General features: G+C 63.6%; 20 protein-coding genes, 1 pseudogene and 1 riboswitch. Of the genes and pseudogenes, 9 read left to right on the forward strand and 12 right to left on the reverse strand.

The window, feature by feature from the left end; all coding sequences use genetic code 11:
* Nucleotides 1–1,173, forward strand: a complete 1,173-nt coding sequence (locus PanNE5_RS05220; protein WP_017235719.1) for a lipase family protein — start codon at nt 1–3, stop codon at nt 1,171–1,173.
* A gap of 280 nt (nt 1,174–1,453) precedes the next feature.
* On the opposite strand, the gene PanNE5_RS22925 is transcribed toward PanNE5_RS05220, so the two are convergent.
* From PanNE5_RS22925 to PanNE5_RS05240, 4 genes are all read right to left on the reverse strand, one after another.
* Nucleotides 1,454–1,624 carry a DUF6726 family protein gene (locus PanNE5_RS22925; RefSeq protein WP_315973487.1) on the reverse strand — a complete coding sequence of 57 codons (171 nt, stop codon included), beginning with the start codon at nt 1,622–1,624 and terminating at the stop codon, nt 1,454–1,456.
* Between the two features lie 218 nt (nt 1,625–1,842).
* Entirely contained in the window at nt 1,843–2,124 is a 282-nt protein-coding gene (locus PanNE5_RS05230) for a DUF1653 domain-containing protein (protein ID WP_017235721.1), read from the reverse strand.
* A gap of 66 nt (nt 2,125–2,190) precedes the next feature.
* The gene (locus PanNE5_RS05235) at nt 2,191–2,961 is read right to left on the reverse strand and encodes a DUF4239 domain-containing protein (protein WP_157211562.1); all 771 of its coding nucleotides are present in this window, start codon (nt 2,959–2,961) and stop codon (nt 2,191–2,193) included.
* 230 nt (nt 2,962–3,191) lie between these two features.
* Nucleotides 3,192–5,276 (reverse strand): ATP-dependent helicase, encoded by a 2,085-nt coding sequence (locus PanNE5_RS05240; RefSeq protein ID WP_261939358.1) that lies wholly within the window; start codon nt 5,274–5,276, stop codon nt 3,192–3,194.
* 166 nt (nt 5,277–5,442) lie between these two features.
* On the opposite strand from PanNE5_RS05240, the gene PanNE5_RS05245 reads away from it, so the two are divergent.
* The gene (locus tag PanNE5_RS05245; RefSeq protein ID WP_261939359.1) at nt 5,443–6,393 is read left to right on the forward strand and encodes a DUF72 domain-containing protein; all 951 of its coding nucleotides are present in this window, start codon (nt 5,443–5,445) and stop codon (nt 6,391–6,393) included.
* On the opposite strand, the gene PanNE5_RS05250 is transcribed toward PanNE5_RS05245, so the two are convergent.
* Entirely contained in the window at nt 6,390–7,727 is a 1,338-nt protein-coding gene (locus tag PanNE5_RS05250; protein ID WP_261939360.1) for a voltage-gated chloride channel family protein, read from the reverse strand. The two genes, PanNE5_RS05245 and PanNE5_RS05250, sit on opposite strands and share 4 nt — an antisense overlap.
* A gap of 106 nt (nt 7,728–7,833) precedes the next feature.
* A riboswitch (Fluoride riboswitch) is annotated at nt 7,834–7,912 on the reverse strand.
* A gap of 155 nt (nt 7,913–8,067) precedes the next feature.
* Between PanNE5_RS05250 and PanNE5_RS05255 the strand changes: the two genes are divergently transcribed.
* The gene (locus PanNE5_RS05255; protein ID WP_017235725.1) at nt 8,068–9,234 is read left to right on the forward strand and encodes a hypothetical protein; all 1,167 of its coding nucleotides are present in this window, start codon (nt 8,068–8,070) and stop codon (nt 9,232–9,234) included.
* A gap of 50 nt (nt 9,235–9,284) precedes the next feature.
* Here the strand turns inward: PanNE5_RS05255 and PanNE5_RS05260 are convergent.
* From PanNE5_RS05260 to PanNE5_RS05270, 3 genes and pseudogenes are all read right to left on the reverse strand, one after another.
* A pseudogene (locus PanNE5_RS05260) lies at nt 9,285–10,442 on the reverse strand (cysteine desulfurase family protein); the annotation flags it as partial.
* Between the two features lie 115 nt (nt 10,443–10,557).
* The gene (locus tag PanNE5_RS05265; protein WP_261939361.1) at nt 10,558–12,000 is read right to left on the reverse strand and encodes a sensor histidine kinase; all 1,443 of its coding nucleotides are present in this window, start codon (nt 11,998–12,000) and stop codon (nt 10,558–10,560) included.
* 24 nt (nt 12,001–12,024) lie between these two features.
* On the reverse strand, nt 12,025–12,714 hold the full coding sequence (locus PanNE5_RS05270) for a response regulator (RefSeq protein ID WP_017235728.1): 690 nt from the start codon (nt 12,712–12,714) through the stop codon (nt 12,025–12,027).
* A gap of 170 nt (nt 12,715–12,884) precedes the next feature.
* Here PanNE5_RS05270 and PanNE5_RS05275 point away from each other — a divergent pair, with 170 nt between their 5' ends.
* From PanNE5_RS05275 to PanNE5_RS05290, 4 genes are all read left to right on the forward strand, one after another.
* A complete protein-coding gene (locus tag PanNE5_RS05275; RefSeq protein WP_369751624.1) occupies nt 12,885–13,961 on the forward strand; it encodes an ABC transporter substrate-binding protein in 1,077 nt (358 codons plus the stop codon).
* A gap of 170 nt (nt 13,962–14,131) precedes the next feature.
* A complete protein-coding gene (locus PanNE5_RS05280) occupies nt 14,132–15,895 on the forward strand; it encodes an ABC transporter permease (RefSeq protein ID WP_261939362.1) in 1,764 nt (587 codons plus the stop codon).
* Nucleotides 15,888–16,958: an ABC transporter ATP-binding protein gene (locus PanNE5_RS05285; RefSeq protein ID WP_261939363.1), complete on the forward strand. Its 1,071-nt coding sequence runs from the start codon at nt 15,888–15,890 to the stop codon at nt 16,956–16,958. The genes PanNE5_RS05280 and PanNE5_RS05285 overlap by 8 nt, the downstream gene beginning before the upstream one ends.
* A gap of 99 nt (nt 16,959–17,057) precedes the next feature.
* On the forward strand, nt 17,058–18,134 hold the full coding sequence (locus PanNE5_RS05290) for a porin (protein ID WP_261939364.1): 1,077 nt from the start codon (nt 17,058–17,060) through the stop codon (nt 18,132–18,134).
* Nucleotides 18,135–18,223: 89 nt separating this feature from the next.
* On the opposite strand, the gene PanNE5_RS05295 is transcribed toward PanNE5_RS05290, so the two are convergent.
* From PanNE5_RS05295 to PanNE5_RS05305, 3 genes are all read right to left on the reverse strand, one after another.
* On the reverse strand, nt 18,224–19,321 hold the full coding sequence (locus PanNE5_RS05295) for a saccharopine dehydrogenase family protein (RefSeq protein WP_261939365.1): 1,098 nt from the start codon (nt 19,319–19,321) through the stop codon (nt 18,224–18,226).
* A gap of 312 nt (nt 19,322–19,633) precedes the next feature.
* Nucleotides 19,634–20,752, reverse strand: a complete 1,119-nt coding sequence (locus PanNE5_RS05300) for a nickel/cobalt efflux protein RcnA (protein WP_017235735.1) — start codon at nt 20,750–20,752, stop codon at nt 19,634–19,636.
* 121 nt (nt 20,753–20,873) lie between these two features.
* A complete protein-coding gene (locus PanNE5_RS05305; RefSeq protein WP_261939366.1) occupies nt 20,874–22,904 on the reverse strand; it encodes an aconitase family protein in 2,031 nt (676 codons plus the stop codon).
* Nucleotides 22,905–23,298: 394 nt separating this feature from the next.
* Here PanNE5_RS05305 and PanNE5_RS05310 point away from each other — a divergent pair, with 394 nt between their 5' ends.
* Together PanNE5_RS05310 and PanNE5_RS05315 are read left to right on the forward strand one after the other, a co-directional pair.
* Nucleotides 23,299–24,201 carry an SLAC1 anion channel family protein gene (locus PanNE5_RS05310; RefSeq protein WP_017235737.1) on the forward strand — a complete coding sequence of 301 codons (903 nt, stop codon included), beginning with the start codon at nt 23,299–23,301 and terminating at the stop codon, nt 24,199–24,201.
* Between the two features lie 81 nt (nt 24,202–24,282).
* A complete protein-coding gene (locus PanNE5_RS05315) occupies nt 24,283–24,609 on the forward strand; it encodes a DMT family transporter (RefSeq protein WP_017235738.1) in 327 nt (108 codons plus the stop codon).
* Between the two features lie 79 nt (nt 24,610–24,688).
* Here the strand turns inward: PanNE5_RS05315 and PanNE5_RS05320 are convergent, their stop codons facing one another.
* On the reverse strand, nt 24,689–25,648 hold the full coding sequence (locus PanNE5_RS05320; protein ID WP_261939367.1) for a GlxA family transcriptional regulator: 960 nt from the start codon (nt 25,646–25,648) through the stop codon (nt 24,689–24,691).
* Between the last annotated feature and the right edge of the window lie 61 nt (nt 25,649–25,709).

The raw sequence follows: 25,709 nt of genomic DNA on the forward strand, positions 1-25,709 counted from the left end.
ATGTTCCATCGCCTGTGGCGCTTTATCAGCGCCGCCCTGTTTGCCAGTCTGGTCATCGGCCGCGCGGCCCACGCGATCACGCCCGAAACCGCGCCCGCCACACTTCCACACGGGGCTATCGTCGACCGGCAGCCGCTCGATGCCGACCACGGCTTGCCCGAAGCCGGCGAGCAATTCCGCATTCGTTACAGCTCCATCGATGGCGTGGGTGGCACTGAAGCGCGAGAAGACACGGGTGCCGTCTTCCTTCCCAAAGGACCGACACCGCCCGGTGGCTGGCCGGTCGTTGTGTGGGCGCACGGTACGGTGGGCGTCGCCAGCGCGTGCGCGCCGTCGCTCAATGTGCGCAGCCAGCGCGACATGCAATATCTGGGCACATGGCTCTCACTCGGCTTCGCGATCGTGGCCCCCGATTACGCGGGTCTGGGCTCGCCCGGGCTGCACCATTATCTGAATTCGCGTGCGCAAGCCTACAGCGTGCTCGACAGCCTGCTGGCGGCACGCAGCGTCTTCCCGTTGCAGAACCGCGTCGTCCTCGTCGGGCAATCGCAGGGCGCGCACGCGGCGTTCTCGGCCGCCGGTTATCAGCCGCAATACGCGCCTGACGTCAAAGTGATCGCAACCGTGCTCACGGGCACGCCGTATTTCAACGCGCAGACGTCGGCCGCCATGCTGTTCGCGAGCCAACCCGATCCGGGCGCGCCGGATCCGAAGATTCCGTACGCGATGTACCTGTTCCTGTCGGCAGCCGACCGCGATCCGACGATGCAGGCGTCGCGCTACTTCTCACCGCAGGCGTTGCCTGTACTGAACGAAGCCCGCACGCTTTGCATCGACGAACTGACCGATCACTCCACGGCCGCCGGCCTGAATGCGGGCAACAGCATGCAGCCGGATATCCAGAAGCTGCTCGACAACCAGACGCCGTCACTGCGCTACCCGACGCTGCATATCAAGCATCCCGTGTTCATCGGCATGGGCATGAACGACATCGACGTGCCGGTCATCATGCAACAAGCGTTTGCGCGCGATGTGGCCCAAGCGGGAACCACCACCCTGGTGCGTACGTACGAAGGGCTCGATCACGATGCGACCGTCAATCCGTCGCTCCGCGATTCGGTGCCATTCGTCCTCGACCTCATGTCGACGAGAAAGCGTGCGCACGCACAATAATTAGAAGGATGCCTCGAAATTTTGGGTCGAAAAAGCAGAGAGATTGATGGATGGCAGCGATAAGTAGCTGATTTTATTGTTGTTATTTTGTGTTGCATATGTGCAACATGCGGGTAACTACGTAAAATTACATATGGTGCGTCGCAACACAGCGTCCTATACTGAACTCGTCTCCTCCATGTCTCCTCCTGATATGGATTAAGCCCGCCATTCGCGGGCTTTCTTTTTTTGCGCGGCCGGAATTCGCTCGACCGTCCGGCGCGGTCATGACCCAGCGCGCTCAGTCGATAGCGGCCGCACACGCGTCCGTCGGCGTGGCCAGCACGCCCCCAACCCCCGGAATGATCTTCAGCCCCGCCGACGCCACCCGGCAGGGGGCAGCCATCAATCCGCACCCTGACACCGACGTCACGAACGGGAGAATGGCGAACAAGGCCCACCACCGGCGCAGATTGCGCGGGGCGGGTTTCGACGCCAATGTCGCGTCCCCCACGTCGGGGATGCGGAGCGCTTGCCTGTCGACCGTTGCCGGGCGGGAGCGCGAAGCGTCAATGGTGTGATGGGACATCGGGGGGCGCAGCGTCATGAGGGGGTGTCCTGATAAGGGCGAAATGCCAGTCGTTCATGTGATTTGCCGCGGGCGTCGCAAAGCGAGCGAGGCGCCGTGGCTCAGGCAGCAGGCGTCGTGTGGCCGATGTACGTGAAGCGCGGCACCGAACCGCTGTCCGTCTCCACCGGTTCATTCCAGATGCGCAACAGACGGGTGCTCATGGGTAGCCCTTCGCGCGGGTACAGCCGCGTATAGACGACCACCGGCTCATCGGTCTCATCGGCGCGGGCGACACCTAGCGCGAGATAACAATTGCCTTTGTAATGACGGTAGACGCCCGGGCGGAACGCCTCGATTTCCGGCGTGGATTCGGCCGACGGCGCGGACATATTCGATACCATCGTTCTCTTCTCCTGCTGACCACAACCGGATACGGTCGGGCAAAAAATGCTCGTTGAAGTTCCGCGTCAGCGCGGCACCGCGATCCCAACCGATTTCGCGAGCGGCGCGGGCGAGATGCCCGAAGCGCCACGGAACGGCTCATCGAGGTTGACGATCAACGCGATCACCATCCCGATCGCGCCCATGTGGATCGCGATGATGAAATTACTTTTCCACGAGCCCGGATACCGGCCGTTCATCGCCATCGCCGCCAGCATGAAGAGCGCGATGACCCACCAGAACACGTCGGGCACGGTTTTCGTCGAGTTTTCGAAACGTCCTTGGCGGGCCTCCTCCAACCGATCGAGCAAGGTCCGGATCGAACTGGCGCTGTCCTCGTGTTTCGCGACCACCCGACGCGTAGCCCCGACAAACGCCGTCAATGCCGCTTCGGTCACGGGCGACAGATCCGGGTCGGCGGTGCTCAACGTCTTCCATTCGTCGGTGACGGCGGACGTCACGTAGCTGCGCAGCAACACACGCGCCGCCTGCGCGTCGCTGTCGCCAACCGCCTTGAGTTCTCGATCGAGACGTCGGACCACCGACGCCTCGCGCAGCGCCTGATCGTCCGCATGGCCGAGGTTGGCGCGCACGTCGGTCAACACATGGGCGAGCACGAAAACGATGAATGCGAGCAGGCTACCGTGGACGACATCGGATACCGTGCCGCGCACCTCGGACGGATCGGCTAATCGATCGAACAGCCAGACACGCGCCAGCCACGCGACGGCCACGGCGAGCAGCGCTGTGCCGATGGCCATGCTGACAAGCAACAGCCCCGTCGGCATCAACGTCATTTGGTTCACCAGCCATTGCATTCGCGTTCCCCCGCATCCGTCTCGACAAAGCTTTGCGAAACTTACATGGCGGCAGTAAGCGCTGCACCGCCGCCGATGCGGCGACTATACCTGATGCGCGCCCGGCGACAAGCTGGCGACGACCTGACGATGCGTGGCCGCCGGGGCGCACGCGAACAGCGCCGCCCGCTCGAAAAGCCATCTGGGTGCCTGGTTCGCGAACCTTGTGCTCAAGACCACGCGTTGCGAAGCTTGCGAGCGACGTCGATGTGCACCGCCACGTCGCCCACCGGCCCCCGCAGCACCTCGCCCTCGCGCGGCTTCGGGAGAATTTCGTACAGCGGCAACATCGTGTCGGAGACGAAACGGCTGCGCGTGCCGTACACGTGGCGATCGCCCATTCCCGTTTGCTGATGCACGTAAAACCGCTGAGGCACGACCAATTGCAGCGATTCCTTCGCGCGCGTCATCGCCACATACAAGAGCCGACGCTCTTCCTCGATGTCCTCGTCGTCGCCCGTGCTCATGTCGGACGGAATGCAGCCGTCGACGACGTTGAGCACATAGACCGAGCGCCACTCCTGCCCTTTCGCACTATGGATCGTCGACAGAATCAGGTAGTCCTCGTCAAGCAACGGCGGGCCGGATTGCGCACTCGTGGCGTCGGGAGGATCAAGGGTCAACTCGGTCAGAAACTGCTCACGCGACCCATACGTACCCGCAATGCGGGCGAGCTGTTCGAGGTCCGCCTGGCGCACGGCCGCGTCGTCGAAGCGTTGTGTCAGCAGCGGCGCATACCAGCGCAGCGCCAGATCGACATCGGCCGGCCATGACAGCCGCGTGTCGTGCAACGCGATGAAGACGTCGACGAACGCGCGCCAATCGGCAGCGGCCGCCGACGGTGGCTTGAAGTCCGCGAGCACCTGCGCGGGCATGGCGGAGGCCGACATGGCGTCGAGCAATCGGGTGGCGCTCACGGGCCCGATTCCGGGGATCAACTGGGCCACACGAAACCCCGACAAGCGGCTGGCCGGGTTGTGCGCCCAACGCAGGATCGACAACATATCCTTGACGTGCGCCGCTTCGAGAAACTTCAAGCCGCCGAATTTCACGAACGGGATATTGCGGCGTGTGAGTTCCAGCTCCAGCGCCGCGCTATGGCTACCAGTGCGGAACAGCACCGCCTGCTGCATCAATCGGGTGCCGGTCTCACGTTGCGCCAGCACCTGATCCGCCACCCAGCGGGCCTGCCCCGACTCGTCGCTCACATTGACGAGTTGCGGCAGATGCGTCGATTGCCGATCGGTCCACAATGCCTTCGCGTAGCGCTCGTTCGACTCGGCGATCACGGCATTGGACGCATCGAGAATCGGTTGCGTCGAACGGTAATTCCGCTCGAGCGTGACCACATGGGCGGGCTCGGCAAATTGCCCGGGAAAGTCGAGGATGTTTCGGATGGTGGCCGCGCGGAACGCATAAATCGACTGCGCATCATCCCCCACGACGGTGAGGCCGCGTCCGTCGGGCTTCATCGCGAGCAGGATCTGCGCCTGCAGCCGATTGGTGTCCTGGTATTCGTCGACGAGCACGTGGTCGAAGCGCTCGCCCAGTTCGCGCGCGAGATCCGGCGCGCTCATCGTCTCGGCCCAGTACAGCAGCAGATCGTCGTAATCGAGAACGTGTTGCGCTTGCTTCGCGTCGACGTAGGCACCGAAGAGCGTCTTGAGCTGCGCCTCCCATTGCGCGCACCACGGGAAATGCTTCGCGAGCACTTCCGCAAGCGGTGCCTGACTGTTCACCACGCGCGAATAGATCGAGAGGCATGTGCCCTTGAGCGGGAAGCGCGACTGCGTGGCGGAAAAGCCGAGGTCATGGCGCGCAAGGCCCAGCAGATCTTCGGCATCGCTGCGGTCGTGAATGGTGAACGCTTCCGACAGGCCGATGCGCGTTGCCACATCGCGCAGAATGCGAGCGCCAATGGCGTGAAACGTGCCGGCCCACGGCAGCGACGGCGGTTGCGACGACGCCAGCCCCAGCACCTTTTGCAGCACCGCGCCCACGCGTCGCTCCATTTCGCCGGCGGCGCGACGCGAGAAAGTGAGCAACAAGATACGGTTGGGGTCGGCCCCGCGAACGATGAGGTTGGCGACGCGATGCGCAAGCGTGCTGGTCTTGCCCGAGCCCGCGCCGGCGATGACGAGCAATGGCCCGCCGGGCGCGCCATCGTCACCGACACCATAGTCGACGGCTTCGCGCTGGCGGTCGTTGAGTTCGGCCCACGGATCGCGGGCGGGGGCGGTCGGCTGTTCGGACATGCGAGATCTGGGAGCGCCACGAAAAGACGGGCCGTGGCCCGCAAGTACGCTCATCGAGTACTGTATATTTATACATTATAACGATGGCTTCGACGCCCATCGAGTCCCTTCGGAAATTGAGACGAATTCCGGCTGTCGCCCGTCTGACGGCCCACTCACCTACCTCATGACGATTCGTACCGGCACATCGTCCTGGACCGATCCGACGCTCATTGCGTGCGGACGCTTCTACCCGCCGGGCGTCGATACGCCCGAGGCGCGGCTGCGCCATTACGCGTCGCAGTTCGATCTGGTCGAGGTCGACAGCAGCTACTACCGGCTACCCGACGCCGCCATGGCATGGCGCTGGACGCAACGCACGCCCCCGTCGTTTCGCTTTCACATCAAGGCATTTCGGGCGTTCACCGGCCATACGACGCCGCGCGCGGCACTGCCGCGCGATATCGCGCAGGCGCTGGGTGCGGGGGACGACGCAAACGCAGGGCCAGAGGGCCCGCTTGCGTCGCTTGGATCGCTCGCGCCGCACGACCTCCCCGCGGAACTTCGCGACGAACTCTGGCGACGCTATCTCGAAGCCATCGAGCCGTTGCGTCAGTGCGGGCAACTGGCGGCCATTCACTTCCAGTTCTCCCCGCGGGTGCAGAACGACCGCGCCGGGCGGGCCCTGGTCTTCGAGACCGCGCGACGGCTCGATGGCGAACGGCACGCCGTGGAATTTCGTCACCGTAGCTGGTTCGACACGCCCTCGCGCGAAGCCGCCACGCTGGCCATGCTGCGCGAGACGGGGGCGGCGCACACCATCGTCGACAGCCCCGACGGATTCGACAACACGGTGCCTGCGGTCTGGGCGACGACGCGCGACGACCTGTGCGTCGTCCGTCTTCATGGCCGCAACGCCGCCGCCTGGAACCGACGAGGCATCACCGCCTCCTCGGGACGCTTCGTCTACGAGTACAGCGCGAGCGAGTTGATCGACATCTCGGCGCGCGTCCAGCGACTGGCCGCGAACGTCGACGACACGCACGTCCTCTTCAATACGAACCACGAAGATCAGGGGATGAAGAACGCGTCGGCGTTCGCGCGCACGCTCACGACGCTTGCGCACGGCATCGTTTAGGGGCGGTGCGCGTCGTCGGTTGGCCGGGCGCCAGCCTTGAGCGTCTTGCGCCATGCGGGCAGGTCGCCGAGTCGCGCGCCTTCCGGTACGGCTCCGTGCTTGCCAGACCCGACGCGTTGCGCGCGATAGATGCCTGTATGCCCCGAACACAGGTACGCCAGCACGCACGCAATCGCGGCATAGCCCCCGATCTGCGGGCCGAAAATCTCGATGGCCATCAACGTCGAGGCGATGGGCGTGTTGGCCGCACCCGCGAACACGGCGACAAAACCGACGCCTGCGAGCACCGCCGCCGGCAACGTCAACACATGCGATAAGGCGTTGCCCAGCGTCGCGCCGATATAGAACAGCGGCGTGACTTCGCCGCCCTTGAAGCCCGAGCCGAGCGTGACGACGGTGAAGACCGCCTTGCCAAGAAAGTCGTACCACGGCAACGACGTATGAAACGCATCGACGATGGTCGGGATGCCCAACCCGAGGTACTGCGGCGTGCCCAGCACTGTGGCCGCCACTGCGACTACCAGCCCGCCGGCGAATGGACGCAGCGGAGCGTAGGCGATACGCCGCTTCATGAAGGCCGACGTGGCGTGCGTCGCCTGGGCGAACGCCATCCCCGCGAGTCCGCACAACACCCCAGCGGCGGCGGCACTGAGCGCCCCGGTGATCGACATCGACGCGGCGAACGCGCCAGGCGCAATCGTGTACACGGTGTGATGCACGCCCCAGGCGCGCGTAACCGCGTCGCCCACGAGCGCCGCGACGAGGCACGGCAACAGGGCGTCGTAGCGCAGGCGTCCGATGGCGAGCACCTCCAGGCCGAACACGGCGCCAGCGAGCGGCGTGCCGAAAACCGAGGCGAAGCCTGCGGCGATGCCCGACATCAGCAGCACACGACGCTGCTCACCGGACAGACGGAAGACATGCGTGAGCTGATCGGCCAGTGCGCCGCCCATCTGCACGGCCGTGCCCTCGCGCCCGGCGGACCCACCGACCAGATGCGTGACAACCGTGCCGAACAGCACCAGCGGCGCCATGCGCAACGGCACGACACGCCGCGGATCGTGAATCTCGTCGATCAGCAGATTGTTGCCGGCTTCGACGCTCGCGCCGAGCCGCAGATAGAGCCAGCCCACCGCGAAGCCGGCGATGGGCAGCAGCCCGAGCAGCCACGGGTGAGCCAGACGCGTCTCGGTCGCGAGATCCAGCGCGACAAGAAACAGGGCCGATGCACTTCCGGCCATGATGCCGACGAGCGCCGCGAGCGAACTGGCGCGTGCCGCGCGCGGCAGCACGCCGAACAAGTCGCGCAAGGGGGAGTCTTGAAACATCTTCATGATGTCCAACAGGGGGGACGAGCGACGCCGTCGACAAATTGCCTGAACACTACCGAGAATGAGAGAAACGCTCGCGCGCATAGCCCGCAACCTCCCGGCACGCCAGGATCTTGCAGGCATCATCAGCCCCGGGGAGGGGCGGTTTGCGCAACGAACGCCGGAGGTATGCCATCTCCGTGAAGCAGCCGACATGCTATCAGGAAGCACGAGCCCTCACAATGCGTGACATTCGCTGCGCCGAAATGCCGAACCGGATCGGCGCATTCCGATAAATCGGCGCATTGACGTTTCGCCGCCGCTCGCATCGCTAGAATCGGTGTCCGGTTCACGGAGAGCGGGTATGGCAGCGGACAGCGAATACATCGAACGCGTCAGGGGGTACGACTGGGACGACGTCACCGGGTTGTGGCGCGACATCCAGCGCTGCGCCACGCCTGGATGGGACGCGGGCAAGGCGCTGGAATATCTCGTACTGAAGGGGTTCGAGCTGGGCGGCGCGACGGTGAGGTGGCCGTATACGGTCAAGTTCGTCGATGAGAAGATCCTCGAGCAGATCGACGGCGTGATCTACGCCGCGGGCATCGCGGCCATGGTCGAATGCAAGGACTATTCGGCCCCCTCCAGTCGAACCAAACGGCGCATCGGCGCCGACCCGATTGCAACGCTCCAGGCGAAGCTGACGCGCCGTCCCGCCGCGCTGATCGGGTGCCTGTTCGCCAGCGGCGAATGCACCGAAGCGGCGGAACAACGGGTCAATTTCACCAAACCGGCGACCATCCTTTGCTGGACCGGCGACGATATCGATCGCTGTGTCCATCGACGAAACTTCACGCAGACCCTGCAGCGCAAATTCCGAATCTGCGTCGAGGAAGGCAAGCACCTCACGAAATGTTCGACCCAAGGAGACAGTCAGATGGAAATGCGGAACATCATTTGTCCCTCACAGGACAGCGTGAACTTTCTGAACGCGTGGCTGCCCCCCGAAATTTCCGCGTCGTCGCACTTCTTTTTCCCGTCGCCGCTCAGTGATGCGCCGGCAACCGCCAGGAACGTCCTCGCTACACACCCCCTTCAGGCGCTGCTCATCCGCGACGCCCACACGACGAATCCCGTGCTGATCAGCGATCTGGAGGTGTATGCGGAGGAAAGGTTGATGTTGTCGGCACCGAAGCAGCAGTTCGAAATCGAGGTCGTCTCACCGACACTGTTGGTGATGCTGTTCGAAACGCCGGAAATCTTCACCGCAGTCTTTGGCGAGCGAGCGACCGATTTCCTGCACTTGATGGGCAGCTACGATCCCGAGCGGGCGATCGGCGAAGCCGGCGCCACGGTGGCGAACATCATCGCCCATCTCGACGACACCACCCGTGCTTTGCTGCGCGCGACGCCGACGGCGCGTCGGATCCTTTCGCGCATCGCCAAACTCGACGCCAAGCCTTACCTGCGCGATGACGACTGGGACGCTGCCTGGTATCGCGACCGGCCGCAGCCGACACGGTCGTATTGAATCGCCGACGGGTTCGGCCGCGCCAACGCGTGTTCGATACCCCGCCCTCAGGCCGCCAACGCCCGGCACTGACCGACGACACGCTCGAAGCACGCTGTCACGAAATCGACCGACGCTTCGGTCGTAAAGCGCCCGAGGCTCACACGCACCGTGCGGCTCGCGGCGTCGTTGTCGAGACCAATAGCACTCAGCACGTGAGACGGCTGCCCCGACGCCGAGTTGCAGGCCGACGTCGACGACACGGCCAGCTTGCCGTTGAGCATGAACGTAGCAAAACCCGGATGTCGCACCGTCAAGCTCAACGTATGAGGGATACGCTGCGCCGTCGCGGCGTTGTGCACAATGTCACCGAGTCCCAGCACACCATCGAGCAGGCGGCGACTCAGTTGCGCGATGCGCGCGTTGTCGGTCGTCATGGCCTGCATGGCGAGTTCGCATGCGGTGCCCATGCCGACGATCTGATGCGTCGCCAGCGTGCCGGAGCGCAGGCCTCGCTCGTGACCGCCGCCATGCATCTGCGGGGCGATGCGCGTCATGACATCCTGGCGCACGTATAGGGCACCGATGCCCTTGGGGCCGTAGACCTTGTGCGCCGACATCGACATCAGGTCGATGCCCATCGTCTTGACGTCGATGGGGGTCTTGCCAAGCGCCTGCGCCGCATCGACATGCAGCAACGCCCCAGCCGCATGCACCACCTTCGCGACGGCCGCCACGTCGGTCAGCGTGCCGAGTTCGTTATTGACGAGCATGACCGACACCAGTCCGGTGTCGGGCCGCAGTGCCGCCGCCACGGCATCGGCGGTGATCTCGCCGGTGGCCGACGGCGTCAGATACGTGACGGATGCGCCGCGCGATGCCAGACACGCCATCGTGTCGAGAATCGCCTTGTGTTCGAGCGCGCTCGTCACGAAATGTGCGCGCGACTGCCCGCGTTCCGCATAGCCTTTGAGTGCGAGATTGTTCGATTCGGTCGCGCCGGACGTCCACACGATCTCGGCCGCCTCGGCACCAATGAGTGCCGCCACCTGGGCCCGCGAGCGCTCCACCAGACGGCGCGCACTCACGCCCGCCGCATGCGAACTGGAGGCTGGGTTACCGAAGACACCGTCCACGCCGAGACAATCGGCCATTGCGGCAATTACGGCGGCATCCGCCGGCGTCGTGGCCGCGTAATCGAAGTAATGGAGCGGTTCTCTCTCGCGCATGATCGGCCTCGGATAAAAAGTGCATCGATCGTACGCGCCACAAACGAGAAAAGGCTTGCGAAATCCCCCGTTGACCGGACGTTTCAGGCAAATCTCTTCCCAAAATATGACGAAATCAGGAATTTCCTTCCAGGCGTGAGTGAGTGCCGTCACTGGCTGGGAATCGCACCGTCACCTCGAGTCCGCCACCGGGCGCATCGCCGAGCGACACATCGGCACGATGCATTCGAACGATTTCCCTGACGATGGCAAGTCCCAGCCCGGAACCATCCGCCGTCTGGACCGCTTGCGGGGCCGACCCATCGTGCTCGCGGCGATAGAAACGCTCGAACACCGCCTCACGCTCGCACTCGGGAATGCCGGGGCCGTTGTCGATGACTTGCAGCACCGGCACATCGCCATCACACCAGGTGCGCACCGTAATGACAGCACCGTCGCCGGCATAACGAATGGCGTTATCGATGAGATTGCCGCACAACTCGGACAGCAACTCGCGCTGCGCCACCACGGGCACCGGCCCGTCATGCTCAAAACCCAGATCGATCCCGCGCGAGCGCGCCACCGGCGACCAGTCGAGGGCCACGCTGCGCGCCAAATCGTCCAGCCGTAGCGACACCATCGCCACCGGCGGGCCGCCTTCCGCCTCCAGACGCGACAGCGACAGCAGTTGCCGAACGCTCTTCGCGGCCTGCTTCACCGCATGGTTGAGTCGCTCCACACGCTCACGCGCCCCGGCACTGAGCGATTCCCTGAGCGTGAGTTCGGACTCTGCCTGAATGATGGCGAGCGGGGTTTTCAACTGGTGCGCCGCGTCGGCGAAGAACCGTTGCCGCGAGGCCTGCATGCGGCCCACGCGGCCCACATACTGATTGATGGATTCGACGAGCGGCTTGACCTCGGTCGGCAGATCGACATTGTCGAGCGGCGTCGTGTCGTCTTCATCGCGCGCCGCCACCTTGGCGGACAGCCGATTCAGCGGCCGCAGCCCACGCGTCACGCCCAGCCAGACGATGGCAAGCGCCAACACAACGAGCAGCACCTCCTGCTGCAGCGCGCCCGTAAGAATCTGACGCGCCAGTTCGTGGCGAGACTCCGTCGTCTCACCCACGACGATCCACACAACACGCGTCTGCGCGTTCGGCACGTCATGCACGGGCAGTTGCAGTGCCCCCATGCGCAGCGTCTCGCCGCGATACGTGGCGTCGTAGAACACGGCGTGATATGGCCCGGGCACGAGTCGTCCGGGAGGCATCGGCAGATCGTGATAGCCCGTCACCGCGCGGCCGCCCGCTTCACGAATCACGTAATAAATCTTGCCGCCGCGATCCGATTCGAACATCTCCAGCGCGAGATACGGCAGATTGACCTGCACTTCTCCGTCGATCAGTTGTGTGCCCTCGCGAATCGACTTGATCGAAAACTCCAGCGACCGGTCGAACGCCGAATTGGCCGCGCTCATCGCGCGCTGATAGGTCAGCCAGGTATCGAGCGCGAGCAACCCAAGCAGCGGGAATAATAGCCAGAGCGCCAGTTGACGGCGAAGGTTAGGTTGCGACATGGAGGGCGACGTCAGACGTGCGGATCATGCGGCAGGCGGTGCCGCGTCCGACTTCACTTCGAGCAGATAGCCCAGTCCGCGCAGCGTGACGATCGCCACGCCGCTGCCTTCGAGCTTCTTTCTCAAGCGGTAGACGTAGATTTCGATGGCGTCTGGATTCACGGATTCATCGATGCCGAAGAGCTTCTCCGAGAGCGCTTCCTTGTTGATCGCACGTCCGCCACGCACGATCAGCACTTCGAGCACGGCCCGCTCGCGCTTGGTGAGCGCCAGCAGTTCGCCGCCGAGACGGAAGCTGCGCTCAACGCCATCGAATACCAGCGGCCCGCACGCCACATCGGCGCTTTCGTGATGCTGGGCACGACGGATCAGCGCACGAGCGCGTGCTTCCAGCTCATCGAGTTCGAACGGTTTTGAAAGATAATCGTCGGCCCCAAGGTTGAGGCCCTTCACGCGATCTTCGAGCGAGCCATGCGCCGTAAGAATCAGCACGGGCACGCGGTTACGGCGCGCGCGCAGTCGTCGCAGAATTTCCAGGCCGTCCAGACGCGGCAGCCCCAGATCGAGAATCACGAGCGAATACTCCTGCGTGCGCAACACGTGGTCGGCAGCCTCGCCGTCGTGCATGCAATCGACGGCGAAGTGCGCCTGCGTCAACGCCTCGGAGAGCGATTTGGCCAGACTCGGATTGTCTTCGACAAGCAGGATGCGCATGAGACCTAGGGAAATCCATGACCCAAAAAAGGGGGCTTGGGCCCGCTTCGATACGAAATCGAAAGCGAATTGAAAGTTTCGGCAAATTACCATGCGCCACACGAAAACGACAAACCCATTCAAGGGGTCTTCCGGAGGATGACATGAAGCAACAGCAATCGCTTGGCGCGATGGTCGCGACCGCAGCGCTCTTCGCAGCCGCTATGCCCGCAGCCCATGCGCAGGTGCCCGCCGGCTATCCGGCGAACTATCAGGCCACGGTCGACGCGGCCAGGAAGGAAGGCAAGCTCATCGTGTACTCGGTGACGGATACGGCGCTCGTGCGTCCGCTCATCAAGGACTTCGAGTCGCTGTACGGTGTGAAGGTCGAATACAACGACATGAACAGCACCGAGCTGTACAACCGCTACATCAGCGAGAGCGCGGCCGACAGTACCAGCGCCGACGTGCTCTGGAGTTCCGCGATGGACCTTCAGGTCAAGCTCGTGAACGACGGCATGACGGCGAGCTACGAATCGCCCGAATCCACTCACATTCCACAATGGGCGCAGTATCAGAAGCAGGCCTACGGCACAACGTACGAGCCGCTCGCCATCGTCTACAACAAGCGTTTGTTGCCGGCGAACGAGGTACCGCAGACGCGCATGGAACTGATCAAGCTGCTGCACGCGAACCCGGCCAAGTTCAAGGGCAAGGTCACCACCTACGATATCGAAAAGTCGGGCGTGGGCTTCAACTACCTGACGCAGGACGCCCGCGTGAACCCGGAGGTGACATGGGAACTCGTGGCCGCTTTCGGCGCGCTCAACCCGAAGCTGCAATCGAGCACCGGCGCGATGATGGAGCGCATCTCGTCGGGCGAGAACCTGATCGGCTACAACATCCTCGGCTCCTACGCGTTTGCCAAGGCGAAGAAGGACCCGTCCATCGGCTACGTTTATCCGCGCGACTACACGCAGGTGGTGAGCCGTCTCGTCATGATTTCGAAGAAGGCCAGGCATTCGAACGCGGCCAGGCTCTGGGTCGACTATCTGCTCTCGAAGCGTGGCCAGACCCTGCTCGCCAATCAGGCCAACCTGTTCTCGATTCGAGCGGACGTCGACGGCGAGACGTCGATGGCGAACCTCACGCAACAACTCGGCTCGGCGCTCAAGCCGATCCCGATCGGTGCGGGCCTGCTGGTCTACCTCGATCAGTCCAAGCGTCTTGAATTCCTCAAGCGCTGGCAGCAGTCCATCAAGCGCTGAGCGGCATGCGTGTCGCACGCGCTTCATGGCTGACGTGACACGACGGGTCGCCCCCCGCCCCGCGATCATCGCGTCACCGGCAACACCCTTAAGTCCGGCGGCCGCATCGGCGGCCTGCCTCTCCCCAAGCCTTTCTCGATATGCGCCCCGCGGGGTGCAGGGAGACCCTCATGCTGTCATCTTCTACCGCTGACCGCTCTGCGGTGCCCGCCGGTCGTCCCCCTGCCGGGGCGACACCTCACGGCACAACACCCTGGCGTGCACTCGCGGCCACGTCGCGCTGGCTGGTCATCGCCGTGCTCACCGTTGCCGTGATGCTGCCGCTGTCGTTCATCGTCGTGCAGAGCCTGCTCTCGGCCCCGTTCTTCGATGCCAACCGCACGTTCGGTATCGACGGCTATCGCTTCGTCTTTGCCGACCCCGACTTCTGGTCGGCGGTGAAGAACTCGTTCATCATCGCGTTCGGGATGCTGTTCATTTCGATCCCGCTCGGCGGCATTCTCGCCTTCCTCATGGTGCGCACCGATTTGCCGGGGCGTCGCTGGCTCGAACCGCTGCTGCTCACGCCGGTGTTCGTCTCGCCGATGGTGCTCGCCTTCGGCTACGTCGTGGCCGCCGGCCCCGTCGGCTTCTACGCCGTGTGGTTCCGCGAACTCACCGGTCTCGACGCGCCCTGGTCGATCTACTCGATCTTCGCGATCACCGTGATCGTCGGCCTCACGCATGTGCCGCACGTCTACCTCTATTCGTCGGCCGCACTCCGCAATCTCGGCTCCGACGTGGAAGAGGCGGCCCGCGTGGCAGGTGCACGCCCGTTCCGGGTGGCGCTCGACGTCAGCCTGCCGATGACCCTGCCCGCCCTGCTCTTCGCTGGCGTGCTCGTGTTCTTCCTCGGCTTCGAGGTCTTCGGTCTGCCGCTCGTCCTGGGCGATCCTGAAGGTCACCTCGTGCTGGCGACATACCTGTACAAGCTCACCAACAAGCTCGGTGTGCCGTCATATCACCTGATGGCGGCGGTGGCGATGTGCATCGTCGCGATCACCTTTCCGCTCGTGCTGCTGCAACGTCGCCTGCTCAAGCGCGCGAACAAGTACGTGACCGTCAAGGGCAAGGCGGGGCGTCAGACCGCGCTGCCGCTGGGCGTGTGGCGTTGGGTCGCGCTGGCGATCGTCGGTGCCTGGCTGCTGGTGACGGTCTTCGTGCCGATCTCGGGCATCGTGCTGCGCTCGTTCGTCACGCATTGGGGTGAAGGCGTGGTCCTGAGCGACGTGCTCACGCTCGCAAACTTCACCGAGCTCTTCGAGCAAGACAATCTCGTGCGCGCCATTCTCAACACGCTGGGCATCGGCGTGATCGGCGGCGCCATCGCGGTGGGCTTCTACTCGCTCGTGGCATTCGCCGGCCACCGGCGCAACGACTGGGCCACGAAGCTGCTCGACTATCTCGTGCTGCTGCCTCGCGCCGTGCCTGGCCTGCTCGCCGGTCTGGCCTTCCTGTGGATCTTTCTGTTCGTGCCCGGACTGCGCGAACTCAAGAATTCGATGTGGAGCATCTGGGTAGCCTATACGGTCGTGTGGCTCGCGTACGGCATGCGCCTCATCCAGAGCGCGCTGCTCCAGGTCGGCCCGGAGCTGGAAGAGGCCGGACGAAGTGTCGGCGCCACGCGCAGCCGCGTGAGCCTCGACGTCACCCTGCCGCTCGTGCGCTTCGGTCTGCTCGCCGCGTGGCTGCTCATCTTCATGATCTTCGAGCGCGAGTATTCGACCGCCGTCTATTTGCTCTCGCCTGGCACGGAAGTCATCGGCTCGCTGCTCGTGTCGCTGTGGGCGACCGGCGCGGTCGATCAGGTCGCCGCGCTCTCTGTCATCAACATTGCGATGGTCGGCGCCGGTCTGGGCGTGGCGTTGCGCTTCGGAGTCAAATTGCATGGATAAGCTCATCGTTGACAACCTCTTTCTGAGCTACGGCGCCAACCCGATCCTCAAGGGCGTGTCGTTCGAACTCAAAGCGGGTGAAGTCGTGTGTCTGCTCGGCGCGTCGGGTAGCGGCAAGACCACGTTGCTGCGCGCGGTGGCGGGGCTCGAACAGCCGTCGCAAGGCCGCATCGCGCTCGACGATCAGGTCTTCTTCGACGGCGCACAGGGCATCGACTGCCCTGTCGAGCAACGCTCGCTCGGCCTGGTGTTCCAGTCGTACGCGCTGTGGCCGCATCGCACCGTCGCGGACAACGTTGGCTATGGTCTGAAGCTGCGTAAGGTCGGTGCGGCGGAGCGGCGCGAGCGCGTGCAGAACGCACTCGACCAGCTTGGCCTCGGTCATCTGGCGGCGCGCTTTCCGTTCCAGCTCTCGGGCGGACAGCAGCAGCGCGTGGCCATTGCGCGTGCGCTGGTCTACAACCCGCCCGTCATTCTGCTCGACGAACCGCTCTCGAACCTCGACGCCAAGTTGCGCGAAGAAGCGCGTGCGTGGCTGCGCGAGCTGATCGTCTCGCTCGGATTGTCGGCGCTGTGCGTTACGCACGATCAGACAGAGGCCATGGCGATGTCGGATCGGATCCTGCTGCTGCGCAACGGACGCATCGAGCAGGAAGGCTCGCCTGCCGAACTCTACGGCGCGCCGCGCTCGCTGTACACGGCCGAATTCATGGGCAGCAACAACCGGATCGATGCGACGGTGAGCGCCGTCGACGGCGATCTCGTCACGCTCGCGGGCGATGGCTTCGCCCTGCAAGCCCGGGCGCGCGACACGCTCGCACCGGGACAGGACGCGCAGGCTGTCATTCGCCTGGAGCGCGTGCAGGTGGCCGACGGCCCGGGCCAAAACCGCGTGAGCGCACAGCTCGTCACGTCGATGTATCTCGGCGACCGCTGGGAGTACCTGTTCCATTGCGGATCGCTGCGCTTCCGAGCGTTCGGCCAGACGGCACGCGAGCCGGGCCATCACTGGGTGGAATTTCCGGCGAACGATTGTTGGGCCTTCGCGCAGGCGCAAGCCTGACACGGGCACGCCGCCGCGTCGGCGCGCCCCCTGCTTTTCACGCGACGCGCGGGCGCTCTCCCGCGCAACACCACGAGAAACATAAGAGAGGAGACACCCATGAAAAGAAGCAGTATCGGTCTGGCCGCATTGAGCGCAATCGGCGTGCTCAACGCCGGCCTGACGCACGCGGCATCGAACGTGACGATCTACGGGATCATGGACGCCGGGGTGGAATATGTGAATCACGCCAGCGACGCCGGTGGCGCGGCACGCGCCGTTTCCGGCGGCAAGAATACGTCGCGCTTCGGTTTCAAGGGCAGCGAAGACCTTGGCGGCGACCTCAAGGCCATCTTCCAGCTCGAGAGCGGCATCAGCATCGTCAACGGCCAGTTCGACGACGGCCCCGGCGCGATCTTCGATCGTCGTGCGGTGGTTGGGCTCAAGCACAAACAATGGGGCCAGGTCACGCTCGGTCGTACATTCACGACGACGTACGACTACATGCTTCAGTTCGATCCAATGGGCTACGCGCCGAACTACTCGTGGGCGACCAGCGCCACGGCCACCGGCGCACGCAAGGATGGACTGTTCTCGCGCTCGGCCAACGCCGTGCGTTACGACGGTGAGTTCAACGGGTTCAAGCTCGGCGCGTTGTATGGCTTCGGCAATGTGGCAGGCAGTACGAAGACCTCATCGAAGTACGACTTCGCTGTCGGCTACGAGAACGGCCCGCTTGCGCTCGTCGCCACGTACGACCGGCAGAACGGCGCGGGCAGCAGCGTCGCGCCGGCCGACACGACCGACTACATCCAGGGAATTCATGCCGGGGCGAGCTATCGCTTTGGCCATGCGAAAGTGATGGCGGGCTACCGGAACTACAAGAAGACGTTTGTGACGGCGGGCACTGCGTCGCTGCGCAGCGACATGTACTGGCTGGGCGGGTCCTATGACTTCACGCCGGCATTCACGTTGTACGGCGCGATCTATCATCAGAACATCAAGGACGCGAGCGACGCAGATCCGACGCTGATCTCGCTGCGCGCGCAGTACGCGATGTCAAAGCGCACGGCGCTGTACCTGTCTGGCGGTTACGCGTTCGCCAAACATGGTCAGAACGTGAGCCTGTCGCGTGACCTGACCGGTGCGGCCGACACGCAGGTCGGCGTCACGGCCGGCATCCAGCATCGCTTCTGACGCTTTTCCTCGACGACGGCCCGGGGCCAATGGTGGGTAAGCCGCTTGCCGGGTCGTCGTGCTTTTTTTGAGGCGATCCCTCTCTGGCGTCAGGAGAGGGATTCGATATGCGTCGAGTGTGCGTAGACCTGGCCGAACCGGTTCGCCAGGAAATTTGCCAGGGCAATCTGTTCCTGACGCACGAAACCGCGCTGAGGCAACTGCCCGCCGAAGAACATATCGACCGCCGCGCAGATGGCCGACGCCGTCGTGATCTGGATCGCGCTGGCGCTGTGGCCGTTGTTGCGCTCGGCGAAGATTTTCCGCGCGAAGACTTCCTGCGTCAGCACGCCGCGGCGAAGGCCGCTCACGACCACGAAGATCAGCACCACGTCCTGCAGGGTGCTGGGCACCGCACGCTTGAGGATCGTCTTGATCGTATCCTGATCGTCCTTGAGGCGCAGTTCGTTGAGCAGTACCTTCATCAACGCGCCGTGGCCCGGATAGCGCACGGACTTGTAATCGAGATCGCGCACGCGTCCGCTGAGCGTCTCGCATAGCGTGCCCAATCCGCCCGACGTGTTGAACGCTTCGTACTCCACGCCATCCAGCGAAAAGTGCTCCAGATCCTCCAGCGGCTGAACGCTCAGTCGGACCCCGTCGCGAATCGCTTCGCACGGCTGGCAGTACTCGTTGATGAGCCCGTCGACGCTCCACGTCAGGTTGTACTTGAGCGAGTTGGTAGGAAATGCCGGTAACGCCCCGACACGCATCTTCACGGAGTCGACCTGTTCGAAGGTGGCCGCGAGATGATGGGCCGCGACGGCGATGAATCCGGGGGCCAGGCCGCATTGCGGCATCAGCACGGTCGACGCGCCCTCGGCCAATTGCTGGACCGCGTGCGTCGCGGCCACGTCCTCGGTCAGATCGAAGTAGTGGCACCCTGCTGCGACGGCGGCCGTAGCGGCGCTCGTGGCCATGGTGTAGGGCAGCGCATTGACGACGGCATCATGGCCCGAGATGGCCCGTTGCAGCGAGCCGGTATCGCATCCCGTCAGTTCGACGAACGTGTGGGCATGGTTGCGCACCACGGCAGCCGCCTGCGCGTTGCGGTCGAAAACCGTGACCCGGTAGTCGCCGCTATCGTGCAACAAGCGCGCAATGGTCTGGCCGATGTGTCCCGCGCCAAGCAAGGCGATCTTCTTCATGGTCTTCCCCTCGAATGGAAACGTCGAACGGCAGGGCTGGCCAGCATCGCGCCGAATCGACGGCTTCGACGTTTGTGCAAGCACCGCCACATCCATTCTAGGGAGAGTGCCGGATGAAATGTAGCGTCATTTCGTCGAAATTCATGATTTAACTGCCGAAATGACGAACATCATGACGAACTACGATGCTGTGGGCCGCGGCTATAAGAAACGTCGACCGGCTCGGCATTCGCGCAATGTGCTGCTCGGAGGAATGGGGAAGAAGGGGATTCGGGCGGGCACGGTGTCCGCCGATCGCCGATACACGGTGTGTCAGTGAGTCGCTGTCGCCAAGCCGAGATACCCCTGGTAGCCCACATACAAGCCGACCATTACGATCAGGGCGCTGGAGAAATAGGGCGCCTTGCGTGCGAACTCGCCGAAGCCGCTCCACCGTCTGGACACGTGTTTGACGCTAAGCGCGGCGAGCGTGCCGGAGGCCACCATGGTGAGCGCCAGTCCAATGCTGAAGCACAGCACCAGTCCCGCCCCCAGGGCGAACTTTTTGAGTTGAAGGCAAAGCAGCAGCACCGTAATCGACGCCGGGCATGGCACCAGTCCGCCCGTCAGACCGAACATCACGATCTGCCCGGTCGTGACGTCCCGATTCGCGAAGCGGCGTTTGATATCGTCGGCGTGCGCCCGCTCGTGGGCGTCCTGGTAGTCATCCGAAGCCACGTCCAGGCCGCCATGCGAATGATCGTGCTCCGTGAACTCGACATCGTAGCCATGACGATGGAAGCCATGCTCCAGCAGCAGGCGCGCCGTGAACGCGTGAGGCTCCGGAATCTCTTCGACAGATTCGAGATACCCGTCACGCGGCACAAACGTGAACGTCTGCTTGGCACCTCCCGGACGCTCGGTCTCGAGTCGTACGTTCTCCGCCGCCCAATCCTGGCCGTGATGTCCTTGGCGGGATAAACGAAAGCGCGGAGGCACGCCCTCCTCGAAGATCGCCAGACGGACCAGACCGTGCCCCGTATCGATGACGCGCGTCTCATCATGTTCGTGGTCGTGGCTGTGGTCATGACCGTGGTGGTGGTCGTGGTGATGTTGGTCGCGCCAGGTGCGCCAGACCATCCAGCAGGCGACGGCGACGATCAGCACCGCCGAGGCGATCTGAAAGTACGGCTCGGTCGCTTGCGCGTCCCAATTCCGGCCGAGATACAAGCCGCCTAACGCCACGCCCCAAACGACCGCCGTGTGCGACACCGTCGCGGACAGGCCGAGCAACACCGCTTGTCCAATCGTGCCGCGAATCGCCACGATGAACGCGGCCATCATCGTCTTGGAATGTCCAGGCTCCAGTCCGTGGAGCGCCCCGAGCAAGATTGCGCTGGGGATGAAAAGCCACGCGTTACCCTGCTGAAGTAGGTTGGCGAAGTCGGCCATGTCGGAGAAGGTGCATAGTGTGGGTGCGCCAATATACTCCACCCCAGTATATTGGCGCCACTTTTTTCTACACGTTTCTCGCGTCGCTCCCCCTCAAGCCTTCGCAAGGGGCGGGGATTGCTCAGGCACACGGGGACGACGGGAGCGCTCTCGGCGACGTCGATGGGGACTGCGCGTCCGGCAAGCGATCACCGAACCGTCGCTGCAATTCCTCAAACGACACCAACTCACCGGCGATGGCGCTCGCGGCGACCGTCGGCGGACTGGCCAGCCAAACCTTGCCGGGTCCGGAGCGCCCTGGGAAGTTCCGATTGATGGCGCTGATCGTCACCTGCTCGGCGTGCGTCGACGACCCCGGGCCACAGTTCGCACACGCGCCGCATGCGGGCTGCAACAATTCCGCCCCCACCTGCTCGAACGCTTTCAGGTAGCCACGATGCTCGCAGTAGTCCCGAACGGCAACGGTCCCGAACTGCAGATACAACTTCACATGCGAGGGCACCTTCAGTCCGCGCTCCGCCGCCCATGACAGGACCGCATGGTAATAGTCGAAGTCTTCACGCTTGCCGGCGGTGCAGGATCCCCCATAGGCAATATCGAAGCGAATCGGCCCTTCGGTGACATCGGTGATCGGCACGCCGTTTCCGGGATCGCCCGGCCGCGCCACCATCGGGACGACCGCGCTGCAATCGATGCGAATGACGTCCGCATAGACCGCGCCCTCATCACTGTGCATCCAGTCTTCGATGACGAACGTCACGCCTCGGCGTTCGCGCAGGAATCGAACCGTTTCCTCGTCTGGCGCAACGATGCCGGTGAATCCGCCCAGTTCGGCGGTCATGTTCGTCAACGTAGCACGCTCGTCCGTCGACAACTGCTTGATCGCCTCTCCCGTGAACTCGAAGATCCTGCCCACGCCCGCGCCTGCCTTGATGCGGGGCGCCGCGAGCAGTTCGAGCACGATGTCCTTTGCCGTCACGCCCGCGGGAATCCGACCCACGAGATCGATGCGCAGCGACTCGGGCGCCGTCAAGCGCACCGCACCGGTGACCATGCTGTTGGCCATGTCAGTCGTTCCCACGCCGAACGCCACGCAACCCACCGCACCGCTATGCGGCGTATGGGAGTCCGTGCCGACCACGACCTGACCCGGCAATGCGTAACGCTCGGCCATAACGGCGTGCGAGATACCTTCGGACCCTTTCCCATGGCCCACGTCGGCGTCGCCGAGATAGCCATGATGGCGAATGCCGTACTCGCGGACGAAGTCGCGATGCGCGCTGGACAAGTGGTACACGCCGGTCATCAACCCGTTCTGGCTATGCACCGGGCTACGATTCGAATACGAGAGATGATCTTCGAAGGCGATGATCGACTGCGGCTCGTGGAGCACGGTCGGTCGTCCGAATGCCGCATGCAGCATGTGCATGCACATGCCCGTGTAGTACTCGTGGATAAAGCGCCAGTCCGCCTTCACGAAGCCGCCGGCGCCCGGTTGCAGACCGCCATCGACATCGTCGGTCACGACGCGATGACGTAACAGGATCTTCTCCGCGAGGGTCTGCGGCCGGGGCGACGCATTCGCCATGGCATAAGGACGAACGTCGCGCATGCGTGACTGACCGTACTTGAGCAAGCCACCGTGCCTCAGAATCGCGGCAGCGAGTGTGTCACGCGGCGCCACCAGTTCCTCGATGTCGATCGCCTCACCCCGCTGGATTCGGTCAATCAGTCCGAAGTCCGTCGACGTGAACAAGCCGACGTTGTCGGCGTTCTGTCGATAGATGCGCTCGAAGCTCTCCGCGATGACCAGGACGATGCCCGCACGACGTTCCGCGACCGGACTGTGCTCGCGCGATGAGCCTTTCCCGTAGCGTTTGCCAGCCACGGTCACGCTGAACCCGCCGTGCTTCACGCTGTCCGTGCCGATCGGTGTCCGCTCGCCGGCCTTCAGGCCAACGTAGGGATAGCGTCCCAGACGGTCGTCGTAATACGTCAGCACCGGAATCGGCGTGATCTCGTCGGTCGACACATCGTTGCGCAGCGACCCCGCCTGTGCAAGATTCAATGCACGCCCTTGAAGCTGGGCATCGATCGCGTCGGGGTCTTCGCCGAGGAAGAGAATGCGGCCTGGAATGTGAAGTTCGGTCATGCAGCGCTCCTGGTCCCGGCAATGTACCGAACGCTCACGCGATCCTGAAGTGCCGATTCATGCAGGTCGCCATCCCGATTTGCGAAGGCCCCGGCTTGCGCGCGCGACGCGCCTCTGACACATAGCTGGCGCGCCTTTCCCCGCAGGTGGCAATGTTTGCCACAACGTTGGCAGGAATTGCCGCATTACGTCACTTTCGGTCTTGCGCACCGCATCCCATAATTTCCTCACGGCGCGAGCGACGCTTCGCTCCAGCGAGCCGGGTTGCCATTGCGGCGCCGGCGCACGACCGAAAGTCAGTGAGGAAATCATGAGTCATGCCACCACCACTACGCAATATGTTCAGCCGCGTAGTTCGGTAAAGCACCTTCCCGTCAATTTGTTTGCGTCAGTCATGGGTATTTCCGGACTGTCGCTTGCGTGGCGTGGCGCCCATCAGCTCTTCGGCGCCGATGTGGAGATCGCGGAGGGGATTGGCCTCATCGCCATCCTCACGTTCCTGGTCCTGGCAATCGGTTACGCCGTCAAGTGGGCGCGGTATCCCGCGGTCGTCAAAGCGGAATTCAATCATCCCGTCGCGGGCAACTTCTTCGGCACCATCACGATTGCTGTGCTGCTGCTCTCGTCCGTCGTCGGCTTCTACAGCGCAGTGCTCGGCGAAGTCGTCTGGACCCTCGGATCCATTCTGACGATCGGTCTGGCCTTCGTTATCGCGGGTCGGCTGTTCCGCGGCCAGGAGGATCCGGCCCACGCGGCGCCGGCCTGGTTGATTCCCGGCGTTGCCACACTCGATATCGCCGTGGCCGGGGGCACGATGCCGATGGCGTGGGCGCACGAGCTCAACATGTTCGCGATTGCCATCGGCACGATGATGGCGCTCGTGTTCTTCACGATGATCTTCTCGCGCGTGGTGCATCATGAACCGCTGCCGGCCGGCATGGTGCCGTCGCTGATCATCATGATTGCACCGTTCGAGGTGGGCTTCCTGGCGTACGTGAACGTCACCCACCATGTGGACATGTTTGCCGGCCTGCTCTTTTACTTCGGCCTGTTCCTGTTCATCTCGCTCTCGTTCAAGGTCTTCCGCCGGTCGATTCCCTTCGCTGCCTCGTGGTGGGCCATCAGCTTCCCGATCGCCGCGCTGTCCAATGCGGCCATCAAGTACGCGGCCTACTCGGATACCTGGGTGCTCAAGGGGCTGGCCGGCCTTATTTTGGCCTTCCTGAGCGCTGCCATTCTCGTGCTCTTCCTGCGCACGTTGCACCGCTTGTTCACGCATCGACTTCTGGTCGGCTGAAATTGCCGGCTCTGCTATGGCGCCCTCTGCCCGGAGGGCGTTTTCATTATTATCGCCCCTACGCTACATCGGTAATTCGCTATGTCTTGGATCGTGCTCAGTGTCGCTGGACTTCTGGAAATTGCTTTCGCCTTCGGGATGAAATGGTCGGCGGGGTTCAGCCGGCTCTGGCCAAGCGTTTATGCCGCCATCACAGGACTTGGCAGCATCTGGTTGTTGAACACGTCGCTCAGATCGCTTCCGGTCGGCACGGCCTATGCAGTTTGGACAGGGATTGGCGCAGCCGGCACGGCCGTCATCGGCATGATCTTCCTCGGCGAATCGGCGTCGGTGGCGCGCGTGGTATGCATCGCACTCATTCTGTCCGGCGTCGTCGGCTTGCGCATTACGGCCGGCGCGATTGCTTAGCGTCGCGCCAAGCGATATCGGTAGGCCGTGCCGACTGGCACGGCACCAAGAGGCGGGGCGGCGCGTCAGTCGTGTGCCGCTAAGCGGCCATGCGAAAGCGTCGCCGATAGTCCACCGGGGAGACACTGAGCTTGCGCAGGAAAGCGCGCCGCAGTCCATTAGGATCGGCAAAACCCGTCAGACTCGCTACTTTCTTCAAGGGGTGTTGGGTTTCCTCGAGCAGTCTGCGTGCCGCATCGATGCGGGCGTCCTCGACGAACGATGCGGGGGTCGTGCCACATTCCTGTTTGAAGATGCGCGCGAAATTTCGCGCACTCATTCCGGCACGCTCCGCAAGCGCTTCGACCGATAGCGACTGCGACAGATTCTGAAGCACCCATTCCTGCACGTCCCGGATGGCGCTCTTCTCCGACGCCTGTGCGGTCAGATACGCGCTGAACTGCGACTGCCCACCGGGGCGCTTGAGAAACATGACGAACTGACGCGCGACTTTCATGGCGACCGCTCGCCCCAGGTCTTCTTCCACGAGCGCCAATGCGAGGTCCAGGCCCGCCGTTACGCCCGCCGACGTATAGATGCCGTTGTCCCTGACGAAGATTTGGTCCGGCTGAACATCCACCTTCGGATAAAGGCGGCTCAGGCGTGCCGTGTAGTTCCAGTGTGTGGTTGCCTTACGACCGTCGAGCAAGCCTGCGCGCGCAAGCAAGAGAGCACCCGAACATACCGAGCCGATACGACGCGCCGTCTTTGCGTAACGCAATATCCATTGACGGATCGCGGCATCGTCCTCCAGCAGCTGCATCGATGGGCTGCCCGCAATCAACAGCGTATCGATATCCGCGCTGCTCGTGTCCAGCGTCGTATCGGGGGTGATCGTCATTCCGTTCGACGCCAGCAAAACGCCCGACGTCGTGGAGACAATTTCGAACTGATAGGTCGAAGGCGCGCCGGCCTGCCGCGCCGCTTCGTGAAAGACTTCCACCGGCCCGACAAGGTCGAGCATCTGCACGTTTGGAAAGGTGAGCACTGCAACTTTCATGGCCGCGACCTGTAGTCCCGATGACATTACAGTGTAGTTGCCGTGAACCGCGCTTGCCAGT

This window comes from Pandoraea sp. NE5 (assembly GCF_024363545.1).
GTDB classification, from domain to species: domain Bacteria; phylum Pseudomonadota; class Gammaproteobacteria; order Burkholderiales; family Burkholderiaceae; genus Pandoraea; species Pandoraea cepalis.